Source organism: Myxococcus sp. CA056 (genome assembly GCF_013336715.1).
Taxonomy (GTDB): domain Bacteria; phylum Myxococcota; class Myxococcia; order Myxococcales; family Myxococcaceae; genus Myxococcus; species Myxococcus llanfairpwllgwyngyllgogerychwyrndrobwllllantysiliogogogochensis.
The window spans coordinates 61,213-82,001 of record NZ_JABUMT010000008.1 but is presented as its reverse complement, the minus strand read 5'-3'; the positions used below and the strand labels follow the sequence as shown (position 1 = coordinate 82,001).

The following is a 20,789-nucleotide window of genomic DNA, read 5'->3' as shown; positions in this document are numbered from 1 at the left end:
CCACCTCGGAGCCCCCAGAAGGATTGAAGGCTCAACAGCGTGGAGTCACCGGGGCTGACGGGGCTATCGCGGATTTGTTCCAGCGCCCCGAAACGCAGTAGAAACATCGTCTTTGGGCCGGAAAGCAGTGGCGGGGAAGCCGACATGAGTGACGCAGTGTCTCGAGAAAAGAAGAGTCCAACCGCCGTGACGTACCTGCGCGTCCCGTTGTTGCTGATGACGGCGATGCTGACCATGGGCAGTGGCATGGGCAATCCGGGGTGCGGCAGTGGCGACGACAAGGACGACGACGACATCGGGCCCGAACGCTGTGAATCAGGCTGCGCCATCAGCGGCGACTATGTGTTCCGCTTCCAGGACCCCACGCCGTTGAGCGCCGACTGCGGCCTGCTGGGGGTGTCGCTGCCGGAGGGCGAGCGGGTCGTCGTGGTCCAGAAGGGCAGCGAGGTGGACATCACCGCGACGCTGGGAGAGCTCCAGCTCACGGGCTCGCATTACGGGAGCACCACCAAACACATCGTGCTGAGGGCCATTGTGCAGCTCCAGCGCCGCGAGGGACCTCCCACCGAGTTGCTCTACCTCATCGAAGGCCAGTTCGCGGAGGGCCCCGAGAGTGTCGACGCGCCGGCCTCTTTCTCCGGGACGTTCAATGCCAACCATGTGAACACGGTGGCGGGCGACCCGGAGTGCCGCGTGGTGCGTCGCTTCACGGCGACGCGCTGACCTGAGTCGAAAAGGTCGCGTCGCTGTCCTCGGTGGGCGGCGACGCGGCCTGGTCGTAGGTCAGTAGCGGGGCGGCGCGCTACCAGCGGTGCTCCCACTTCTGGTTGTCACCTCCGTGGCATTCCCACAAGAACGGCAGCGTCCCGTCGGACGTGCTCCAGGGGTTGTCGAGGCACAGCCCGCCCGGCCCCCGAATCTCCCCTCGCAGATGGAACTTCTGCGCGGATGAGCCATTGCAGTCCCAGAGCCGGAAGGGGGTGCGGTTGGTCGTATTCCCATCGGCGAGGTCCAGACACTTCCCGCCGAGGCCGCGAATCTCCCCGCCCTGGTTGAACGTCCACCGCTGGTTCGCGCCGCCATGGCAGGCATAGGCCCACACCGGCGTGCCATTCGCGGTGCTCCACGGCACATCCAGACACCGGCCATCCGGCGCGCGGATGAGGCCTGAATCCGTCACCGTCCACTTCTGGTTGGGGCCCCCCCAGCAGTCGAAGAGCCAGGTCCCCGAGCCGTCATACGCATAGGGGACGTCAACGCACTTGCCGGAGAGGTGGCGAAGCTCCACGTTCTCCATCCGCCACTGCTGATTTCCAGTCGCCCAGCAGTCGAAGAGCCAGGTCGTGGTACCGGCTGTCGCAAAGGGCGCGTCCAGACACTTGCCCGCGTTGCCGACGAAGGCCAGGGCTTCCCGCCGGAACGTCTGCGCCGAGGAGCCGTTGCACGAGTGGAGCTGGAACGGAGTGCGGTTCGCGGTGCCGCCCCCCTGCGCGTCCAGGCACTTGCCGCCCCACGCCTTCAGCTCCCCCGTGGGCCGGTGCGCCCGCCAGAGCCACCCGAGCGAGGTGTGATCCAGGAAGATGCCCTGGTTGTGGATGCCATTGTTCGAGTGGTTCACGCCGACGACCTGCAGCGAGTCGTCTTCGATCACCGCGGCACCGCTGCTTCCAGACTCCGTGTCGCAGGAGTGGAGGAAACCGGCGGCGAGAGGGGGGATGTAGCAAGTCTGCGACCACTCGAGGTCCCTGCCCTGGGGGTGACTGAAGATCGTCCCAGAGGAGCCCACCGGATTGTTGATACCGCCCGCGTTGGACTGGAATCCCACCGCCGCGGGGGGCGGCGGGCTCACCTCGAAGAAGGCGTAATCCCAGGCGCCCGAGTTCTGCATCGCCAGGATGCGGGTACAACTCGAGACCAGATAGGGGCCGGTCCCCGCGCGCTTTCCCCAGGAGACGGTCGTGTCCGCGGGACACGCGAGGTTCGACTGTCCGCCGGAGCCCGCCGCGAAACAGTGGCCCGCGGTCATCACCACGCCGTTGCCCAGGTGGGTCGCGGTACAGAAGCCCGCAGTGCCGATCTTCAGCAGGCCGAAGGCATCCAGCAGCGGGCGGTACCTCGCCGGGATGTTCGAGCCATCCGCCGCCACGGGGATGAGGTCATTGCCGCCAACGATGAGGCCTTCCCTCTGTGACTGCAGGGGTGTGTCCTCCATGGGCACACCTTCCATGACCTCGAGCTCCGTGCCACAACCCACCAGCAGCAAGGCCATCACTCCCGCCATTCGACGCAGCATGCCCATCCCCCCATTCCTCGTAGCGCTGCCTTGAAAATGGCCGGAGCGCCGAGGTTTCGTGCTGTCAGGAACGTGCAACGTCCAGATCCTTGGCTCCCGCGCGGGCGGACGTCGCTGAGTCGTCAGCCACCCTCCGCCTCATCCTCCTGACGCATTCGCGGTCCTCGTTCGATACATGGGAGAGAGCGCGTATGAGAAGGATTTCGCGCCGGAGTGCGCGACGTGCGGCCACAGAGGAGCGCCGCACGTACGTGTGAGGCGCTCCCAACCCTGGCAGCTCGCTGTCAGTGCAGGCACTCGCTACAGGAGCCAGACAGCTTGGTATTGGCGATGAAGGAGGTGTAGTCCGCTTGCGACGTGACCACCGCGGAGCCGAAGTCAGCGTAGACCGCCCAGGTGGATGGCGTGGCCGCGGCGGCCTCGAAGGTTCCGCGATAGTAGCCCACTTCATTGTTCGTCTTGATGAAGCTCCACCCGTAATTGCGATTCCATGGGCGGCAGCTCGCATGCGTCACCATGTAGCCCGCCGTGGGAGCACCGCCACGCCCCTTCCACAGGTAGCACGCGTTCGCGGGCACCTGCGACGAGGGGGCTTGAGCGGGCGGCGTCTGCGCACCAGCGCCAGTCATCAGCAGACAGCTCCCCAATGAGAAAAACGTCACGAATCCGCGCATGCTTGGGTCATCTCCGGCAGGGCCCATGAAAGTGGGGCCAGAGGCGACACAGCAAGCATCATGCCCAAGCGCGATGGGGCCCCGTGCAGGCACGACAGGTGCGCCCAAGGCCCGCTCGCCCCTCATTGACATGTCAAACGGGAGCGGATGACGCGTCAAAGGCGCATCTCCCGGGGAGAGGTCTTGCGCTCCTCGAGCGCCGCGGCGAGGTAGCGCTGGAAGTCGACCTCGCCTCGTGCGCATGCGACCTGGTGCTCGATGGGACCAGGTCAGGCGCGGGCCGGGACGAGGGCGGCGCGCCGCCGAGGCAGCTCACCCGCCTGTACTGGAGAGGCCCTCCGTGGCGCCCGGTGGACGTGCGCCGACGACGGCGGGGCGGCCCGCGAGCAGGAGGCCCAGGATCGCGGCCGCGCCCGCTGCATGGATTCCCCCGACCCAGGCTGGCGGCATCAACGTCGCGCCCGCACCCACGAGGAAGGCCAGGGTCGCGAGGGACGCCGACAGGCGCCAGGCCCAGAGTCTGCGGCGGAACAGGAACCCAGCCGCGACGGCGACCACGACTCCGTGGGCCAGCAGCGCCGTGGACAGCAGCGCGGACATCTCGGCGGCCATGAGTCCCGCGAGCAGCAGGTAGGGAACCACCAGGGCCTGCATGATGGCCGCACCGGTGATGAAACCGCCTCCGCGCTGGGAGACCTGGAGGGGCGATTCACTCGCGACCGTTTCGCTCATGGGGCCGCAATGTAGCTCGACCGCCTTACCCATGGAGTGCGTGCTCACGGGAGGTCCGGCACGCCTCGGAACGTGCCCGAGGACTGGAGAGGAGGAGCTGTCATCATCGCCATCCCCCTCCCCTGCTTCCGCGCCCGTGCCTGTCAGACATCCCGGGTAGGATGCCCTCCACACCCCATGAAACCCGCTGAGAAAGCCGCCCTCCTCCTCGAGCGCCTGCGTGTGAAGCACCCCGACGCACGCTACGAGCTCAACTGGTCCACGCCGTTCGAGCTGCTCGTCGCCACCATCCTCGCCGCGCAGTGCACCGACGAGCGCGTCAACCGCGTCACCGCCACCGTGTTCCCCAAATACCCGGGCCCCCAGGCCTTCGCGGACGCCGACACCGCGGAGCTGGAGGAAGACCTCAAGCCCACCGGGTTCTTCAAGCAGAAGACCAAGTCCGTCCAGGCCATGAGCCGCGCGCTGCTCGCGGACTTCGGCGGAGAGGTCCCCCGCACTGTCGCGGAGCTGGTGACGCTCCCCGGCGTGGCGCGCAAGACGGCCAACGTGGTCCTCAACACCGCCTTCAACCTGGCGTCCGGCATCATCGTCGACACGCACGTCGCCCGCGTCAGCCAGCGCCTGGGCCTGACGAAGCACGAAAAGCCGGAGGCGATTGAAGAGGACCTGATGAAGCTGGTGCCCCAGGACGCGTGGACCTTCTTCGGCCCCGCCACCGTCCTGCATGGCCGCTACACCTGCACCGCCAAGAAGCCGAAGTGCGACGAGTGCATCGTGAAGGACATCTGCCCACGCATCGGCGTGTAGACCCACCCGACCCACTCGAAGCACGCGCAATTCACCGCTGCCGTGGAATACCGGCAATAAAGCTCAGGTTCAGGCGTTCTTTCCGAACACATGACCTCTGCTCCTTCCGCGGTGACCACCGCCGAGGCCCGCCCGGTCGATTCGGGCGAGCGCCTGGTGTTGCTCGACACGCTGCGCGGCTTCGCGCTGTGCGGCGTGTTCATCTCCAATACGTTTATGTGGTTCAGCGGCCGGGCCTTCATGCCCCGGGAGCAACTCGAGTCCCTGTTCGCAAATGGGACGATGCTCGACAAGGTGCTCCTGCCCGTCGTGACGACGCTGGTGAGCGGGCGGTTCATCACCATCTTCTCGTTCCTCTTCGGACTGGGCTTCGCGGTGCAGATGGGCCGAGCGGAGGCGCGGGGCTCGCCCGTCACGCGCCTCTACGTGCGCCGGCTCGGGGTGATGCTCCTGCTGGGGCTCACGCACCTGACGCTCATCTGGTACGGAGATATCCTCAGCAACTACGCGCTGCTGGGCTTCTGGCTGCTGTTGTTCCGGCGCCGGGAGGACCGGACGATTCTCAAGGTCGCCGCGGTGCTGCTCTTCGCGTGGCCCATCGTGAGCGCGGTCATCTTCAAGCTGCCGCAGTTGATGGCCGCCACGCCGGAGGCCGCCGCCGCGCTGGCGAAGCTGGAGACGGAGCGCTCCGCGGCCCTGAAGGCGGACACCCTGTCGGTGTTCCAGAACGGGAACTGGTGGGCCGTGGTGAAGGGCGGCCTGTCGTTCTACCGGCGCGAGTTCCTGCTCATCATGTGCGTCAACTCGCTGGCGCTGCTGGGCCGCTTCCTCCTGGGCTTCTATGCGGGCCGCAAGCGCCTGTTCCATGACGCGCCCCAGCACGTGGCCTTCTTCCGCCGCCTGTTCTTCTGGTCGCTGGGATTGGGCGTGCTGGGCAGCAGCGTGGGCGTGGTGACGCAGCAGCTCGTGCTGCGCAAGATCATCAATCCGGAGACGCTGCCCGTGTGGCTGCCCATGGTGCTGGCCCCGGTGCGCGCCATGGGTGAGGTGGGCATCGCCGCGACGTACGTGTCGGGCATCACCCTGCTCTTCCAGCGCGCGACGGGGCAGAAAATCCTGTCCGTGCTCGCGCCGGTGGGCCGCATGGCGCTGACCAACTACCTGAGCCAGTCCGTCGTCAGCATCCTCGTGTTCTACGGCTACGGCCTGGGGCTCGTCGGCAAGCTGACGCCCAGCATGAGCATCGTGTACTGCCTGGGGGTCTTCACCGTTCAAATCGTGTGGAGCCACCTGTGGCTCGCGCGCTTCCGCTTCGGGCCCATGGAGTGGGTGTGGCGCTCGCTGACGTACGGCAAGCTCCAGCCCATGCGCCGGAGCACCGAGGCCGGCGCGGCGGTGGCCACGTAGGCTCGGCGCGGAGCCCCAGGGAGAGGGCCCCGGGGCATCCCCAGGGGGCGGCCCGGACACCAGGCCGTCGTCCAGCCCACGGACTCCGGGTGAGAGTCATCCCCGTCGGACTCCGGGTGTGGCAGACTCACAGGGACCATGTGGGATTGGGTCCGCCAGCTGGGCGAGTGGGCGCGCGAGGATGCGCCCTTCGCCGTGGCCACCGTTACAGCGTGCCAGGGAAGTACCCCCGCCGAGCCCGGCGCGAAGCTGCTGGTGCGTGGGGACGGCGCGTTCCACGGCACCGTGGGCGGCGGACACCTGGAGCAGTTGGTGCTCGCCGACGCGCGGGCCTGTCTGGAGCGCGGCGAGTCCCGCTCCTATCGCTATCCGCTGGGCGCGAAGCTCGGCCAGTGCTGTGGGGGCGTGGTGGACATCTTCGTGGAGCCCGTCAACCACGGGCCTCGCCTGTACCTCTTCGGGGCCGGGCACGTGGGCCAGGCGGTGTGCCGCATCCTCGAGGGGACCCCCTTCCGCGTACACCTGGTGGACGAGCGCCCCGAGTGGCTCCACGGCGAGCGCGTGCCCGCGGCGGTGACACGCCACGACGAGTCCTGGGAGGACTTCGTGGCCCAGGCCGTGTGGGACGCGCGCCGGACGTACGTCGCGGTGATGACGCACCGGCATGACCTGGACCAGGACATCATCGCCGCCGCGCTGGAGAAGCCCGCGCGATACATCGGCCTCATCGGCAGCAAGACGAAGTGGGCGCGCTTCCGGCAGCGGCTGGAGGCGCGAGGCGTGCCCGCGACGCTGCTGAGCCGGGTGCAGTGCCCCATGGGGCTGGAGCTGGGGGGCAAGTCCCCCCAGGAAGTCGCGGTGAGCATCGCCGCGGGGCTGCTCCAGCTCCACCACCAACCTTTCGTTGAAACCCGCCCCGAGCCATCCGCCTCGGAGCCGCCCCGCCTGCGCGGGGTTTCGTCTGGAGAATGAGCACCATGTTCGAGTTCCGGCTCAACGGGAGCCTGGTCGGCGTCGAGGACGTGTCGCCCAACACCACGCTGCTCGACTACCTGCGCGCCCAAGGCGCCACGGGAACGAAGCAGGGCTGCGCCGAGGGGGACTGTGGCGCGTGCACCGTGGCGATGGTGGACCGCGATGCCCAGGGCAACCGCTGCCTGCGCGCGTTCAACAGTTGCATCACCCTGGTGCCCATGGTGGCCGGGCGCGAGGTGGTGACGGTGGAGGGCGTGGGCTCGCGCGAGAAGCCACACCCCGTGCAGCAGGCGATGGTGAAGCACTACGGCTCGCAGTGTGGTTTCTGCACGCCGGGCTTCATCGTCTCCATGGCGGAGGCGTACTCGCGGCCGGAGGTCTGTACCCCGGAGACGGTGGCGGACCAGCTCTGTGGAAACATCTGCCGCTGTACCGGATACCGGCCCATCCGCGACGCGATGATGGAGGCGCTCGCCGCACGGGATGCGGCGGTGGGCCTGCAGCCGTTGCCGGGCACGTCGCTCGGGGGCCCTGCTTCACCCGTGTCGGCGCTGAGCTATGAGGCCGGCGGCCAGAAGTTCCTGCGGCCCACGTCGTGGGAGGAGCTGCTCGCGCTGAAGGGCGCGCATCCGGAGGCGCTGCTCGTGGCGGGCGCCACGGAAGTGGGCGTGGACATCACCAAGAAGGCCCGGCGCTTTCCGTTCCTCATCTCCACCGAGGGCGTGGAGTCCCTGCGTGCCATCCGCCGTGAAGCGGACGGCTGGTACGTGGGCGGCGCGGCGACGCTCGTGGACCTGGAGGATGCGCTCGGCAAGGACGTGCCCGAGGTGGGGAAGATGCTCAACGTCTTCGCCTCGCGACAGATCCGGCAGCGGGCCACGCTGTCGGGCAACCTGGTGACGGCGTCGCCGATTGGCGACCTGGCGCCGGTGCTGCTCGCGCTGGATGCTCGGATGGTGCTGTCGTCCGTGAAGGGCGAGCGGACGGTGGCGCTGTCGGACTTCTTCCTCGCGTACCGGAAGACGGCGCTCCAGGTGGACGAGGTCGTGCGCTTCATCGTCATCCCGCATGCGCCTTCGGCGGCCAGTGGGCTCCGGCGGGTGTCGGATTCGTTCAAGGTGTCGAAGCGGCGCGAGCTGGATATCAGCATCGTCGCCGCGGGCTTCTGCGTGGAGCTGGATGCGGGCGGTGTGGTGCGCACGGCGCGGCTCGGGTACGGCGGCGTGGCGGCCACGCCCATTCGCGCGCGACGCACCGAGGAGCTGCTCGTCGGCCAGCCGTGGACCCGGGAGACGGTGGACAAGGTGCTGCCCGTGCTCTCGGGCGAGCTGTCCCCCATCAGCGACTTGCGCGGGAGCGCGGAGTACCGACGCGGGCTCATCGTGAGCCTGTTCGAGAAGTTCTTCTCGGGGGAGCAGAGTCCCTCGCTGGACGCGGCGCCGGGCTTCGTCACGGGAGACGCCGAGGCGCCCACGGACACCAGCCGCGTGCTGCGGCATGAGAGTGCGCTGGGGCATGTGACGGGGGCCGCGAAGTACGTGGACGATGTGGCGCAGGGCCGGCCCATGCTGGAGGTGTGGGCGGTGTGTTCGCCGCATGCGCACGCGCGAATCCTGCGCAGGGATGCGACGGCCGCGAGGGCGCTTCCGGGCGTGGTGACGGTGCTGCTCGCGGAGGACATCCCCGGGATGAACGACACGGGGCCCATCCGCCACGACGAGCCGCTCCTGGCGAAGGACGAGGTGCTGTTCCACGGGCAGATTGTCGCCGTGGTGGTGGGAGAGAGCATCGACGCGTGCCGCGAGGCCGCGAAGCAGGTGGTGGTGGAGTACGAGCCGCTGCCGGCCATCCTCACCGTGGAAGACGCGATGGCGCAGGGCAGCTACCACACGGAGCCGCACGTCATCCGGCGCGGCGATGTGGACGCGGCGCTCGCGTCGAGCCCGCGTCGGTTGTCGGGCACGGTGACGATGGGCGGGCAGGAGCACTTCTACCTGGAGACGCAGGCGGCCTTCGCGGAGAAGGGCGACGACGGAGACATCACGGTGGTGTCCTCCACGCAGCACCCGTCCGAGGTGCAAGCGGTGATTTCCCACGTGTTGCACCTGCCGCGCAGTCGCGTGGTGGTGCAGTCACCGCGCATGGGTGGCGGCTTCGGTGGCAAGGAGACGCAGGGCAACTCACCCGCGGCCATTGTCGCGCTGGCCGCGTGGCACACGGGCAAGCCGGTGCGGTGGATGATGGACCGGGACGTGGACATGGCGGTGACGGGAAAGCGCCATCCGTTCCATGCCACGTTCGAGGTGGGGTTCACCGAGCAGGGCAAGCTGCTCGCCCTGCGCGCGCAGCTCGTGTCGAACGCGGGCTGGTCGCTGGATTTGTCCGAGTCGATTACGGACCGCGCCCTCTTCCACCTGGACAACGCCTATTACGTCCCGGCCATGAGCTACACGGGCCGCGTGGCGAAGACGCATCTGGTGTCCAACACGGCCTTCCGTGGCTTCGGTGGACCGCAGGGCATGCTGGTGGGTGAGGAGGTCCTGGACCGCGTGGCGCGCACGCTGGGCCTGCCGCCGGAGGAAGTGCGCGAGCGCAACTTCTACCGGGGCACCGGTGAGACGAACACGACGCACTACGGCCAGGAGTTGGAGGACGAGCGGCTGCCGCACCTGTGGCGTGAGCTGAAGGACTCGTCGGACTTCGCGCGCCGACGTCGGGAGGTGGAGGAGTTCAATGCCCGCTCACCGCGAATCAAGCGCGGGCTGGCGATGACGCCGATGAAGTTCGGCATCTCCTTCACGGCGACGTTCCTGAATCAGGCGGGCGCGCTGGTGCATGTGTACCGGGATGGCTCGGTGATGCTGTCGCACGGCGGCACGGAGATGGGCCAGGGTCTGCACACGAAGATTCAGGGCGTGGCCATGCGCGAGCTGGGATTGCCCGCGGACGCCATCCGGGTGGCGAAGACGGTGACGGACAAGGTGCCCAACACCTCCGCCACGGCGGCCTCGTCGGGTTCGGACCTGAACGGCGCGGCGGTGCGCGAGGCGTGCGTCACGCTGCGTGGGCGGCTTGTGCCGGTGGCCGTGAAGCTGCTGTCGGAGCGGCACGGGCGCACCGTGGCTCCGGAGGCGGTGGTGTTCCAGGACGGGCGCGTGGGGGTAGCGGATGCATCCGTGTCCTTCGCGGAGGTGGTGGACGCCGCGTACCTGGCGCGCGTGGGACTCTCGGTGACGGGCTACTACCAGACGCCGGGCATCGGCTACGACAAGGCGAAGGGCCGAGGGAAGCCGTTCCTCTACTTCGCGTATGGCGCGGCGGTGACGGAGGTGGAGGTGGACGGCCACACGGGCATGAAGCGGGTGCTCCGGGTGGACGTGCTGGAGGACGTGGGTGACTCGCTCAACCCGGGTGTGGACCGGGGACAGATTGAAGGCGGCTTCGTCCAGGGCATGGGCTGGCTGACGGGCGAGGACCTGCGCTGGGATGCGAAGGGACGGTTGCTCACGCACTCGGCCAGCACGTACCCGGTGCCCGCGTTCAGCGATGCGCCGGTGGACTTCCGTGTGCGGCTGTTGGAGCGGGCGCGGCAGCACAACACGATTCACGGCAGCAAGGCGGTGGGCGAGCCGCCGCTGATGCTGGCGCTGTCGGTGCGCGAGGCGCTGAGGGATGCGGTGGGTGCGTTCGGGGCTCCGGGCGGAGAGGTGGAGCTGGCCGCTCCCGCCACGCACGAGGCCCTGTTCCTGGCCATCCAGCGGCGTGAGGCCCGGAGCAAGTCTGAGTCGCGGCTGGTGGTCGCGGCATAGCTTCCTGGCGCCCCGTGGGAACGAGGCGCCGTTCACCACACGAGAGCAGGAGCAATGTGACGACACATACGTTGGAGTCGTTGAAGCCTCGGCTTCGGAGGGCCGGGGACCTCGCGGACCTCCTGCTCGAGGAGCACGCGACGTTCCTCGACGGTGACACCTGGGTCCACGAGGGAGACCTGGTGCTCGAAGGGGAGCTTGAGGTGAAGCGGGGGGCGTTGCTGATTCTGGGAAATCTGAGAGTCAGCGATGCCGTTGGGACGGACGAGAGCGGCAAGCTCGTCGTCACAGGTCGACTCGATGCCCGCCACCTCTATCTGGAAGGCGACCTGCGGGTGCACAAGGACGTTGCGCTCCGAGGCGCCCTCTTCGGCTTCTACGAAGCAGGCAATTCACAGGTCGACGGACGGACGACCGCGAAGCTCGGTCTCATCGGCGACCATGAATGGGAGTGCGATGACGAGCACTACGAGGTCTCTGGCCGCTTCTCGAACTTCGTCGAGCTTGAGGAGGGAGACCCCGATGCCATCCGCCAGCTCATGGGCGATAAGGAGTTCGCCATTCTCGCGCCCATGCTGGGTCTGTCCGACGAGGATACGGAGTGCGATGGCTACGGAATGAAGCTCTTCTTCCGGGTCTGAGCAAAGCGCGAGGCTCGGAGCAAGGCGGAGACGGGGCTGGTCGCGGCGTAGGGACTGGGCGCCGATTCATCGTTGAACGTGGAGACGTGACTTGAACGAGCAGACACTGCAGTCGCTGAAGCCGAAGCTCCGGCCCGTGAAGGACGAGGATCTCGAGCAGATTGGTGATGAGGACATCGCGGGAGTCCTCGGCGATGACAGTTGGGTTCACGAGGGAGACCTCGTGATTGAGGGCGACCTCAGCGTGACGGAGGGGGGACTGTTGGTCCTGGGGGACCTGACGGTGAGCGGCGAGGTCACGACGGATGAGACGGGCACGTTGGCTGTCATGGGTCAGCTCAAGGCCCACCACCTCTACCTGGAGGGCAACCTGGAGGTTCACGGGGACGCCACGCTCAGCGGTGTCGTCTACGGCTTCTACGAAGCGGGCATCTCCCGGGTCTACGGCAAGACGACCGCGAAGCTCGGCCTGATTGGCAATCACGATTGGTCTTGCGACAGCGAGCACTACGAAGTCGTCGGGCGCTTCAGCAACTACCACAAGCTCCTGGAAGGCGACCCGGAAGCCATCCGCAAGCTTGTCGGCGACAAGGAGTTCGCCCAGCTCGCGCGCATGCTGGGGGTGACCAAGGAAGAGGCGGAGGGTTCGTCGAACAGTGCCTGGGGACTGAGCCTCTTCCACCGGGTCTGAGCTGTCCGCGTCGGTCCCTGGACCTGAACAGGGACCACGCCCGACTCCGAGGGCATCATCCTCAAGATGCGGCGGCTGGCGTGAACCCCGCGAGAATCCGACAAAGCCGTAATTGCGGAAATAACATCAAAAGTTATTTACTGAACGCTCGGCGCGCGAACACCCCACCCACGCGCTCCGAACAGGGGACATCAACATGCCTCGTCATCTGTCGACCTTGCGTTCACTGACCGCGCTCACCGCCTTCGCCACGCTGTCCACGGCATCCGCCGAGGAGCGCGGCAAGCCGCAGGCCCCCCAGACCACAACGCCCGCTCGGACAGGAAACCAGGAGCTGCTGGCCGGGACGTACTCCGTCTCCATCCCCGCCATCACCTGCGTGCACCAGGGAAGCGCTCCTCCGCCAGCTCCGATGACCTGCGGCGGCGGCGGCACGCTGCGCACGGACGGCGACAATACCTTCCCGTGCGCAGTGAACTCCAATGCCACGCTCAATACGTACGTGTGCGGTCTGAATCTTCCGTCGGGTGCGCAGATCCAGGAAGCCATTGCCTACGGCTACGACTCCTCCACCGTCGGATACTTCGAAGCCGCCATCTGGAGCACGGCCGATGCGACCCTCGCCGTGTCGTACTTCAGCAGCTTCGGTGGTACCTGGCAGAACTCGGGAGTGGCATTCAACAGTGGCTACTCCAGCTTCCCCATCTTCTCCGCATCCCAACCCGCCCATACCGTGGTGGCTGGTAACCGGTATGTGATTGGCTTCGCTACGCGCGACCCCATCCAGTCCAACCTGGTCTTTGGCTTCCGCGTCCGCTACTTCCTGCCGTAAGGCGCCCCGTCACGGAGTCCCGGCGCCCGCCCCTGTCTCCCTGGGGCGGAGCGCCTCGTGAACCGGACTCCCACGAAGTGTGCCCCTTCCGAGTGAGCTCTCGCGCCGCGCGCGACAAAATCACACACACAAACATTTCGTCTGTGGACAGGCAGTGCTCAAGTTGAGCGCGTCCATCACGTGTGGCGCGGCTTGCAGACTGGACGGCTGCGCGCCTCAGCCCACCACCCGCTCGATACCCGGACGCACAGCTTCGGGCGGGATGGGCAGGTGCGTGGTGTTGGAACCCGGGAAGAGTTCCGAGGCCCACTGACACAGGTGATCCACACACGACTCAATCGCACCACCCGTCGTGAAGATGTGATTGGTGCCCTTGAGGCGAATCCGCGACAGGTTCGGATGTGGCAGATCCGCCAGCGCCGAGCGATGGATACGGTCGAAGAACACGTCCCGCAGCTTGCCCTCCGCCGTCAACACCAGCACCGGCTGCCCGCGCTCCACCACCCGCTGCCACGCCCGCACCAGCGGCACGTTCGCCACCGCCGGCAGCGAATCCCAGTCCATCAACAAATCGAGCAGCTTCTGTCGCGGGAACGGCACGTACTTGAACAGCCGCGCATACTCGTTCTCCCGCGTCAGCATCCGCATCCAGCCCCAATACGAAAAGAGCTTCGACGTCACCCGCTTCAATGACAGCCGCGAGGACTCAACCTCCACCTCGGCCCCCTCCCCTCCCACCGCCGCCGCTTCCTGCTCCGACAGGTAGAACTCCGGCTCGAACATGAACAGGCCGCGCACCCCCTCCGGCTCACGGTCCGCCAGATACAGCGCCGTCGTCGCCGCCCCGCACAGCCCTCCCATCAACATCCCCTCCAGCCCATATCGCCGCTGGAGCTCCTCTCGCACCTCGCTCGCCACCTCGACGAAGCCGCCCTTGCACACGAGCTGGTACAGCTCCGACGTCATCTCCGGCAACGGACCGTCCGAGTCCCCCAACCCCGGCAGGTCCACTCGGAAGCACGGGAACCCTCGCGCCGCGAGCCTCTCCGCCGCGAGCACCGACAGCCCCCCATGCCCGGAGCGCGGCACATGCCCGGGGTTCAGGAAGAGCACGCCCACCGAGCGTCGAGTCCCCGTCGCCGGAGGATGAAACGTCCCCCACAACCTGTGGCCCTTCACGTCGAGCTGGATCAACTCCCTCATGACCGCACCTCGTGGCGCGCCCCAGTCCCGGCGATGAACCGCAGACTGTCCTCATAGAGTTCCGCCAGCTCCGGCAAGAGCCGGTTGCTCGTCGTCCAGAAGAAGGGCCGAGGTGCCCTCACCGAGCGGCTCCGTCCCGGCGCCAGGAAGCGCTCCGCGGGACGGCCATCCAGGTGCACCACCCGCCACGGCCGCGCCTCGTCCTTCTCAGGGACCGCCAGCCCGTAGCCGTCCGAACTGCGCCACAGACCGCGAGACCAGGGCAACCCCTCCACCTCCACGTGCCGCCCCGCCTCCAGCTCCGTCACGTAGTCCTCACGCGAGCGAGCCTCCCCTCCCGTCCCCTCCAGGTTGTCCGCCGCCACCTTCCGGCGAAGCACTTCCATCAGATGCGCCCGCCCCGACTCCGGCGGCTCCCACATCAAGAGCCCTTCCACCGGCTCCGTCCGGAACACTCGCGCCGCGAGCAACGCACCGAGTCGAAGCCCATGCACCGTCAACGGCACACCGGGACTCACGCGCCGCAAGTGCTCCAGCCCCGTGCGCAAATCTTCTTCCCAGCGCGGGAAAGTCATCTCATCGAAGCGCCCCGTGCTCTCGCCAGAGCCTCGATAATCCAGACGCAGCACCTCCACGCCCCGAGCCGCGAGGAAGCGCGCCCATCTCACCCACACGACATAGCCATGCGCCCGCTCCAGCCCCAACGGCCCCGCCAGCAACACCGCCGCCCGACGCTCCGTCAGCGCCCGGTGATGAACGTAGTAAAGCGAGTCCTCGCCCTGGGAGAGATACCCAGGTGACTCAGTCAATGCCGGCATGTGAGTGGTGAGTCCCCCGCCTTGATGTCGCGTGATGCTAGGAACGCGTCGCCAAGCGAGTCAAACAGTCCTTGTCACCGCCGCAATCCACCGCGCGGACGCCCTCCGCGAACCGTCACGGCAGTCAAAACGCACGCATGGTCGGTCTTCAAAGACCCAGACGCGCGGAGGACCACGGCGGCATCACGGTGAAGCCGGAAGGTGCTCTCGGAGGAAGCGCTCCGGGCTTATGCCCCACCAGCGCGTGAAGGCGCGATGGAAGGCGGCCGGCTCGGCATAGCCCAGGAGAAAGGAGACCTCCGCGATGGACATCCGCCGCCGCAGGTAGGTCCCAGACAACTCACGGAGCAGGGACTCTTCCACGGGCAGCCCAAGCCGGCTCGCGAAGGCGGCCATCTCCTACGTGCTCGGACTCCCGACACCTGACGCGGGCGCTAGCGGTATTGCAACAGGATGGCGAGGACAATGATGCCATTGAGCCCCAGGCCCACCGAGAAGTAGCCCCCGCTGGCGCGTGAGACACCAGCGGCCACGTTCAGGTGGCCAATGTCCTCCAGGCACAGCTTCACCCCTGTCTCACCGCCCAGGTTCAGCAAGGTGTCCTGCCCCGACGTCATGCCTCCCACCATCGCCCGCGCATAGGGGACCACATAGGGCGAGACGTAGTGCTGATACGCGGCGAAGCCGTTGGTCTCCACCAGCCCGTCTTCCCCACCGAACACCATGTTCGCGCCGAAGCCCAGCCGGCGATCCATGAAGGCCATCGGCTGGAGGTTGAAGGACAGCTCGAGGCCCGTGCCCATCTCGCTGCCCGTCCGCATGGCGAAGAGCACCTCCGTCGCGGGCTTGTCCATCGCGGGGGCCTGGTGGCGCAGCCGGGCCGCGGCCTGCTGGTCCACGGCCTGACCCTTCGCCTCGTGCACCTCCGCCAGCGCCAGGGCGGCAGCCACGTCGCCCGTCTCGTAGACCTTGGTGAGCGGACGCTCCGCGCCGGACAGGTCGCCGGACTCCTTGCGCAGCTTGCCCTCCGTCATGCAGCTCGACAGGTCGCCTTCCTCGCACGCCTTGCCGTAGGCCTCGATGGCTCGGGGACGGTCTCCCTCGCGCAGCAGCTTGGCGCCCCACTCCGCACAGGGAAGCAGCGCGCCCGGCTCACACGAAGGTGGCGCCCATTCGGTCCGGGACGTCGTGGTCGCGCACGCCGTCACTCCCACAGCACACATCACCAGCAGCAACACCCGCATCATGTTCAGCATTCAACCACGAGGTGCCCCCGCTCTGCCTCTCGGTCTGCCGCAGAGGAGGCCATGGCCTCGCCGCCCGCCCGCTTTCCGTCCCGGCGAGAATGGCCGAACCACGCGTTCCAAGAAGCCTGCCCCCTGGCGAGTCGGAGGATCCGCACCGAACTTGAGGACACCCAGGAGGATTGGTGGACACCGTCGCTCGCCAGCACGACTCGCTGCTTCGCGCCCCTCGTGGGAGGGGCCTGCCCCAGGAGCCCGTATGAAGGTGCCCGAGGTCCTCGAGCACCTGCCGGGCGTGGGGCCCCTTCTTGGCCGCATGGCGACCAGCGCCGAGGAGCCTCGTCCTCGCAGGGACCCCACCCTCACCCTGCCAAGCCTCGACGCCTTCAAGTTGCCGGCAACGGAGCGCAAGCTCGGCGATGGGCGCACGCTGCTCGTCCGACACCCGGAGTCCCGGCCGCCCACGGGCCCCGGGCTCTCCGTGATGAGCTTCAACATCCTGCTCGGAGGACAGCGCCGCGAAGCCCTGCTGGCGTACTTCGACGGGCTGGAGGCGGAGGGCCGCATGCCGGACGTCATCGGGCTTCAGGAGGCCAACGTCCCCATCGCCGTGCTGCTGTCGGCGCGGTACGGCTTCCACCTGGCGTACTTCGGTCATGACGGTGGCAACGGCGCGAGGCTCATCAACGGCAAGGCGTTCCTCACGCGGCATCCGCTGGTGGACGCGGCCCACTTCACCTACTCCCTCTCCGACGCCGAGCGCGCCGCCGCCATCCATCGCCGGGGCGGAGACCCGTGCGAGCTGCCGGAGGACCGGGGCGCGCTGTACGTCCGGCTGGACGTGGAGGGTGTGCCCGTCGTCCTCTACAACGTGCACCACACGCTGGGAGACTCCGGCATCAACGCGCACAACCTGAGGCAGCTCAACACGCTGCTGCGCCACCGGGAGGTCCCTCACGCCGTGGCGCTGGGTGACTTCAACGCCAACACCGCCATCAAGCGCGGCGGCTCCTGGTTGATGGCCCACCTGATCACCTACGACGACACGGACACGGTGGAGGAGTACGCCGTGCGCTACGGCGTGCCGCACACGAGCGTGGGCGACACGGGCGTGGGCAACATCGCGGACCCTCGGCTGCGGCACGAGCTGCATGTGCTGGAGCAGGGCCTGCCGGAGACCATCGCCCACGCCGCCGTCGCACGGGTCCGCATGCCAGACGGAGAGATGATGACGCCGAAGCAGGCGTGCTCGGAGCTGCGCTCCGGGAAGGTTCCGCGAGGCAGCGAGCACTGGCTGCGGCTCCAGGACATCGCCGACAGCGCCACCCTCACCTCGCTGCCGGACGAGTCGGGCATCGTGCCCGCCACAGGCAAGCGCTTCGACAACTTCTACGCCAGCCCGGAGCTGGAGCCTGTCCTCTTCGAGGTGGACCGGAGCACCGAGTCGTCGGACCACCAGCCCGTCCTGGCGCACTACACGCCGCGCCCGGCGAAGCCTCGCGACGGCAAGCCGACACCGGGCAAGCCCACGTGAGCCAAGGCAGCGCTCGTCACACGAGGACGAAGTCCACGTTCTTGAAGCCCCGGGTGCGTGCACAGACCTCGTAGCCTTCGTGCGCGCCCTCGTCGTTGGTGTTGGCCTCGATGGTCTGGAAGGTCTCCTCGTCCACCTCGGTGACGATGCCCGCGTGGGCCCAGTCTCCGGGCGTGCGGCGCCGCAGGAAGAGGCTGCCCGGACGGATGCGCGTGCGGTCCGGCGGCGCGCTCTGCGTGGAGAGGAAGCTCTCCCGCGCGCGCCCCTGCGCCGCGAGCAAGTCACTGGAGAAGGTCCGCTCCACGGGCATGGGCACGCCCAGCGTCCTCGCCGCCTGATGCAGACAGAAGGTCGCGAAGCCAGCGGACCAGCACCAGGACGCGCCCTCGTTGCCATCCAGATACATCCGCACCCAGGGGCCGCGATTCCTCCCACCCACCTCGCGCGGAAGCTGGCGCAGGTGCTGCGCCGCATACGCCACCGTCAGCGAGCCCAGGGAGCGGCCCGCCGGAGAAGCCAGGGAGAGCGCCGAGCGCAGCGGCGCCACCAGCCGCTCGAAGGTCACCGCGTCCGCGACCCCGGAGACAGGCACGTTCGACCTGGCCTGAAACCGCTTGAGCGCCGCTTCCGTGGCGGGGCCGAAGTCCCCGTCGATGGCGACCGCGAAGCCATTCAGGGTCAGCCACTCCTGGATGCGCCGCACGCCAGGGGACTCCTCGCCCCGGCGATACACCTTGTCCAGCTCCAGCTCGCTCATGGGGCCCCCGCCAGCCGCTGCATGGCCGTGAGCGTCATCCTGGCACCGCGCCGAGTCACGGCGCCAGGAGGGCCCATGTGACCTCAACGCGGAGGTGCTTCACCTGGCACGTCGCGGTCTTCCACCGAACGTTCCCGGTCCTCCTCTGACTGGTTCGGCACGGGTGTGGCCGCATCGCCCGGCGCACCCGAGCCGCCAACGCCTTCCTTGAAACCCTGCGAGGCCTCCTCCGCGGCGGTCTTCATGTCCTTCGCCGCCTCGCGCGTGCCGTCACGCACCTCCCTCGCCGCCTTGCCCATCTCGCGGCCGACATTGCGTGAGTTGTCGCGAACCTCATCGTCCTCGCATCCCGTGAAGGCCGCGAGCGACGCGCCCAAGCCCACCAGCGTGAGCCACTTCCACCGTGTCCGTGCCATCTCTCGCCTCCCGCGCGCAGGTCGCGTTCGTGTCGTCCGGACGGCAAGGTAGGCATGGGAGCACGCCAGAGCGGGCCTGCGAGCAAGCGCCCCGCTCCTCGTTCCAGGGGCGTACATCCACTCTGACGCACCGCGCCCGACTGTTTGCCGCCCTCCTGTCGGTGGCTTCCGGGTGGAAGTGGACAGAACGGCGGGCCTAGGCTCGGCCCATGGACCTCATCGTCGAGAACGGACTCGTATTCGATGGTCTAGGCAACCCACCCCGCAAGCTGAACGTGGGCATCCGAGGAGACACGGTCGCCGCCCTCACGGAAGGACCGATTGAGCGCGCGCCGCACACGCGCGTCATCGACGCGGCCGGCCACTGGGTGACTCCGGGCTTCATCGACCTGCACACCCACTACGACGCGGAGGTGGAGCTGGCCCCGTCGCTCTCCGAGTCGGTGCGCCACGGCGTCACCACGGTGGTGGTGGGAAGCTGCTCGCTCAGCCTCGCGGTGGGCAAGCCCGAGGACCTGGCGGACATGTTCTGCCGCGTGGAGGCCATCCCCTACGACACCGTCCGCTCGCTGCTGGAGCAGCGCAAGACGTGGGACTCGCTGGGCGGCTACCTGGAACATCTGGAGACGCTCCCGCTGGGCCCCAATGTCGCGTCCATGCTGGGGCACTCCGCGCTGCGCGCCCACGCCATGGGCCTGCATCGCAGCCTGGAGCCGGGGCTGCGCCCCAGCGAGGACGAGCTGCGGCGCATGGAGGCGATGGTCACCGAGGGCTTGGACCTGGGCTACCTGGGCATGTCCATCATGACGCTCAAGTGGGACAAGATGGGCGGCTCGCGTGACATCCGCAGCCGGCCCCTGCCCTCCACCTATGCCCGCTGGAGCGAGTACCGCCGGCTGACGAAGCTCCTGCGCGCGCGGGGCCGCGTGTTCCAGGGCGTGCCCAACATCAGCACCAAGGTGAACGTGGTGCTGTTCCTGCTCGAGAGCATGGGCCTGTGGCGCAAGACGCTGAAGACGACAGTCATTTCGATGATGGACCCGCGCGCCAGCCGAGGCATCCACCGGCTCATCGGCGTCCTGTCGCGCGCGGCCAACACGCTGTTCGGCGCGAACTTCCGCTGGCAGGCGCTGCCGGAGGTGTTCGACCTGTGGGCGGACGGCATCGACCTGGTGGTCTTCGAGGAGTTCGGCGCGGGCGCGGCGGCCCTGCATCTCCAGGACGCGGCCTCCCGCGCGGGGCTGCTGAAGGACCCGGAGTACCGCGCCCGCTTCCGGAGCCAGTGGACCAACCGCTTCCTGCCGCGCGCCTTCCACCGCGACTTCAACCAGTCGCGCATCCTCGAGTGCCCGGACAAAAGCCTGGTGAACAAGTCCTTCGCGCAGGTGGCCCAGGAGCAGGGCCGCGACGCGGTGGACGTGTTCCTGGACCTGGTGGCCACGCACGGGGACGCGCTGCGCTGGTACACCGTCATGGCCAATGACAGGCTCAAGGAGCTGGAGTTCATCTGCCAGCACCCCGACATCCTCGTCGGCTTCTCCGACGCGGGCGCCCACCTGCGCAACATGGCGCACTACAACTTCCCGTTGCGGCTCCTGAGGCTGGTGCGCGAGGCACAGAAGCGCGGCGAGCCCTTCATGACCGTGGAGCGCGCGGTGCATCGGCTCACCGGGGAGATTGGCGATTGGTTCGGCATGGACGCGGGCGTGCTCGCCGAGGGCCGACGCGCCGACCTGGTCGTCATCAATCCCGACGGCCTGGACGAGAAGCTCGATGAAATCGCCGAGGCACCGATGGAGAACTTCGGAGGCTTCGTGCGGCTGGTGCGCCGCAATGATGCCGCGGTGAAGGCGGTGCTCATCGCCGGACGCGAGGCGGTGAGCGCCGGCACGGTGTCCCCGGCCCTGGGCCAGGAGCGCGGCTTCGGACGCGTGCTCCGCGCGGGGGCCTGAC

The 20,789-nt window shown here is 68.1% G+C and carries 19 protein-coding genes; 10 read left to right on the top strand and 9 right to left on the bottom strand.

Going from position 1 to position 20,789, the window contains the following annotated elements:
* The first annotated feature begins 144 nt into the window (after window positions 1–144).
* Window positions 145–723, top strand: a complete 579-nt coding sequence (locus HUA76_RS28240) for a hypothetical protein (protein ID WP_174458922.1) — start codon at window positions 145–147, stop codon at window positions 721–723.
* A 79-nt stretch (window positions 724–802) separates the two neighbouring features.
* Here the strand turns inward: HUA76_RS28240 and HUA76_RS28235 are convergent, their stop codons facing one another.
* From HUA76_RS28235 to HUA76_RS28225, 3 genes are all read right to left on the bottom strand, one after another.
* On the bottom strand, window positions 803–2,293 hold the full coding sequence (locus HUA76_RS28235; RefSeq protein ID WP_174462603.1) for a ricin-type beta-trefoil lectin domain protein: 1,491 nt from the start codon (window positions 2,291–2,293) through the stop codon (window positions 803–805).
* A gap of 284 nt (window positions 2,294–2,577) precedes the next feature.
* Window positions 2,578–2,922: a hypothetical protein gene (locus tag HUA76_RS28230; protein ID WP_174462602.1), complete on the bottom strand. Its 345-nt coding sequence runs from the start codon at window positions 2,920–2,922 to the stop codon at window positions 2,578–2,580.
* Window positions 2,923–3,279: 357 nt separating this feature from the next.
* On the bottom strand, window positions 3,280–3,699 hold the full coding sequence (locus HUA76_RS28225) for a hypothetical protein (RefSeq protein WP_174462601.1): 420 nt from the start codon (window positions 3,697–3,699) through the stop codon (window positions 3,280–3,282).
* Window positions 3,700–3,876: 177 nt separating this feature from the next.
* On the opposite strand from HUA76_RS28225, the gene nth reads away from it, so the two are divergent.
* From nth to HUA76_RS28190, 7 genes are all read left to right on the top strand, one after another.
* A complete protein-coding gene (gene nth / locus HUA76_RS28220; protein WP_174462600.1) occupies window positions 3,877–4,509 on the top strand; it encodes an endonuclease III in 633 nt (210 codons plus the stop codon).
* 90 nt (window positions 4,510–4,599) lie between these two features.
* A complete protein-coding gene (locus HUA76_RS28215) occupies window positions 4,600–5,916 on the top strand; it encodes a DUF418 domain-containing protein (protein ID WP_174458915.1) in 1,317 nt (438 codons plus the stop codon).
* A gap of 138 nt (window positions 5,917–6,054) precedes the next feature.
* Window positions 6,055–6,888, top strand: coding sequence for a xanthine dehydrogenase accessory protein XdhC (xdhC, locus tag HUA76_RS28210; protein WP_174458914.1), 834 nt, complete (start codon window positions 6,055–6,057; stop codon window positions 6,886–6,888).
* Window positions 6,885–10,700 (top strand): xanthine dehydrogenase molybdopterin binding subunit, encoded by a 3,816-nt coding sequence (gene xdhB / locus HUA76_RS28205; protein ID WP_174462599.1) that lies wholly within the window; start codon window positions 6,885–6,887, stop codon window positions 10,698–10,700. The genes xdhC and xdhB overlap by 4 nt, the downstream gene beginning before the upstream one ends.
* A 14-nt stretch (window positions 10,701–10,714) precedes the next feature.
* Window positions 10,715–11,341, top strand: a complete 627-nt coding sequence (locus tag HUA76_RS28200) for a hypothetical protein (protein ID WP_174462598.1) — start codon at window positions 10,715–10,717, stop codon at window positions 11,339–11,341.
* Between the two features lie 91 nt (window positions 11,342–11,432).
* A complete protein-coding gene (locus HUA76_RS28195) occupies window positions 11,433–12,032 on the top strand; it encodes a hypothetical protein (RefSeq protein ID WP_174462597.1) in 600 nt (199 codons plus the stop codon).
* A gap of 196 nt (window positions 12,033–12,228) precedes the next feature.
* Window positions 12,229–12,864: a hypothetical protein gene (locus tag HUA76_RS28190; protein WP_174462596.1), complete on the top strand. Its 636-nt coding sequence runs from the start codon at window positions 12,229–12,231 to the stop codon at window positions 12,862–12,864.
* Between the two features lie 216 nt (window positions 12,865–13,080).
* On the opposite strand, the gene HUA76_RS28185 is transcribed toward HUA76_RS28190, so the two are convergent.
* From HUA76_RS28185 to HUA76_RS28170, 4 genes are all read right to left on the bottom strand, one after another.
* Window positions 13,081–14,067 (bottom strand): hypothetical protein, encoded by a 987-nt coding sequence (locus HUA76_RS28185; RefSeq protein WP_174462595.1) that lies wholly within the window; start codon window positions 14,065–14,067, stop codon window positions 13,081–13,083.
* Window positions 14,064–14,885, bottom strand: coding sequence for a serine aminopeptidase domain-containing protein (locus tag HUA76_RS28180; protein WP_174459205.1), 822 nt, complete (start codon window positions 14,883–14,885; stop codon window positions 14,064–14,066). Before HUA76_RS28180 ends, HUA76_RS28185 begins: the two co-directional genes overlap by 4 nt.
* A 183-nt stretch (window positions 14,886–15,068) precedes the next feature.
* Window positions 15,069–15,281, bottom strand: coding sequence for a helix-turn-helix domain-containing protein (locus HUA76_RS28175; protein WP_305794251.1), 213 nt, complete (start codon window positions 15,279–15,281; stop codon window positions 15,069–15,071).
* 38 nt (window positions 15,282–15,319) lie between these two features.
* The gene (locus tag HUA76_RS28170) at window positions 15,320–16,132 is read right to left on the bottom strand and encodes a hypothetical protein (protein WP_174462594.1); all 813 of its coding nucleotides are present in this window, start codon (window positions 16,130–16,132) and stop codon (window positions 15,320–15,322) included.
* Between the two features lie 256 nt (window positions 16,133–16,388).
* On the opposite strand from HUA76_RS28170, the gene HUA76_RS28165 reads away from it, so the two are divergent.
* A complete protein-coding gene (locus HUA76_RS28165) occupies window positions 16,389–17,663 on the top strand; it encodes an endonuclease/exonuclease/phosphatase family protein (RefSeq protein ID WP_174459207.1) in 1,275 nt (424 codons plus the stop codon).
* Window positions 17,664–17,679: 16 nt separating this feature from the next.
* Here HUA76_RS28165 and HUA76_RS28160 read toward each other — a convergent pair whose 3' ends face one another.
* Together HUA76_RS28160 and HUA76_RS28155 are read right to left on the bottom strand one after the other, a co-directional pair.
* Window positions 17,680–18,420 (bottom strand): peptidoglycan-binding protein, encoded by a 741-nt coding sequence (locus tag HUA76_RS28160; RefSeq protein WP_174459208.1) that lies wholly within the window; start codon window positions 18,418–18,420, stop codon window positions 17,680–17,682.
* 83 nt (window positions 18,421–18,503) lie between these two features.
* Window positions 18,504–18,836, bottom strand: a complete 333-nt coding sequence (locus HUA76_RS28155; protein WP_246137600.1) for a hypothetical protein — start codon at window positions 18,834–18,836, stop codon at window positions 18,504–18,506.
* Window positions 18,837–19,045: 209 nt separating this feature from the next.
* Here HUA76_RS28155 and HUA76_RS28150 point away from each other — a divergent pair, with 209 nt between their 5' ends.
* Window positions 19,046–20,788, top strand: coding sequence for an amidohydrolase family protein (locus HUA76_RS28150; RefSeq protein WP_174462593.1), 1,743 nt, complete (start codon window positions 19,046–19,048; stop codon window positions 20,786–20,788).
* The last annotated feature ends 1 nt before the right edge of the window (window position 20,789 follow it).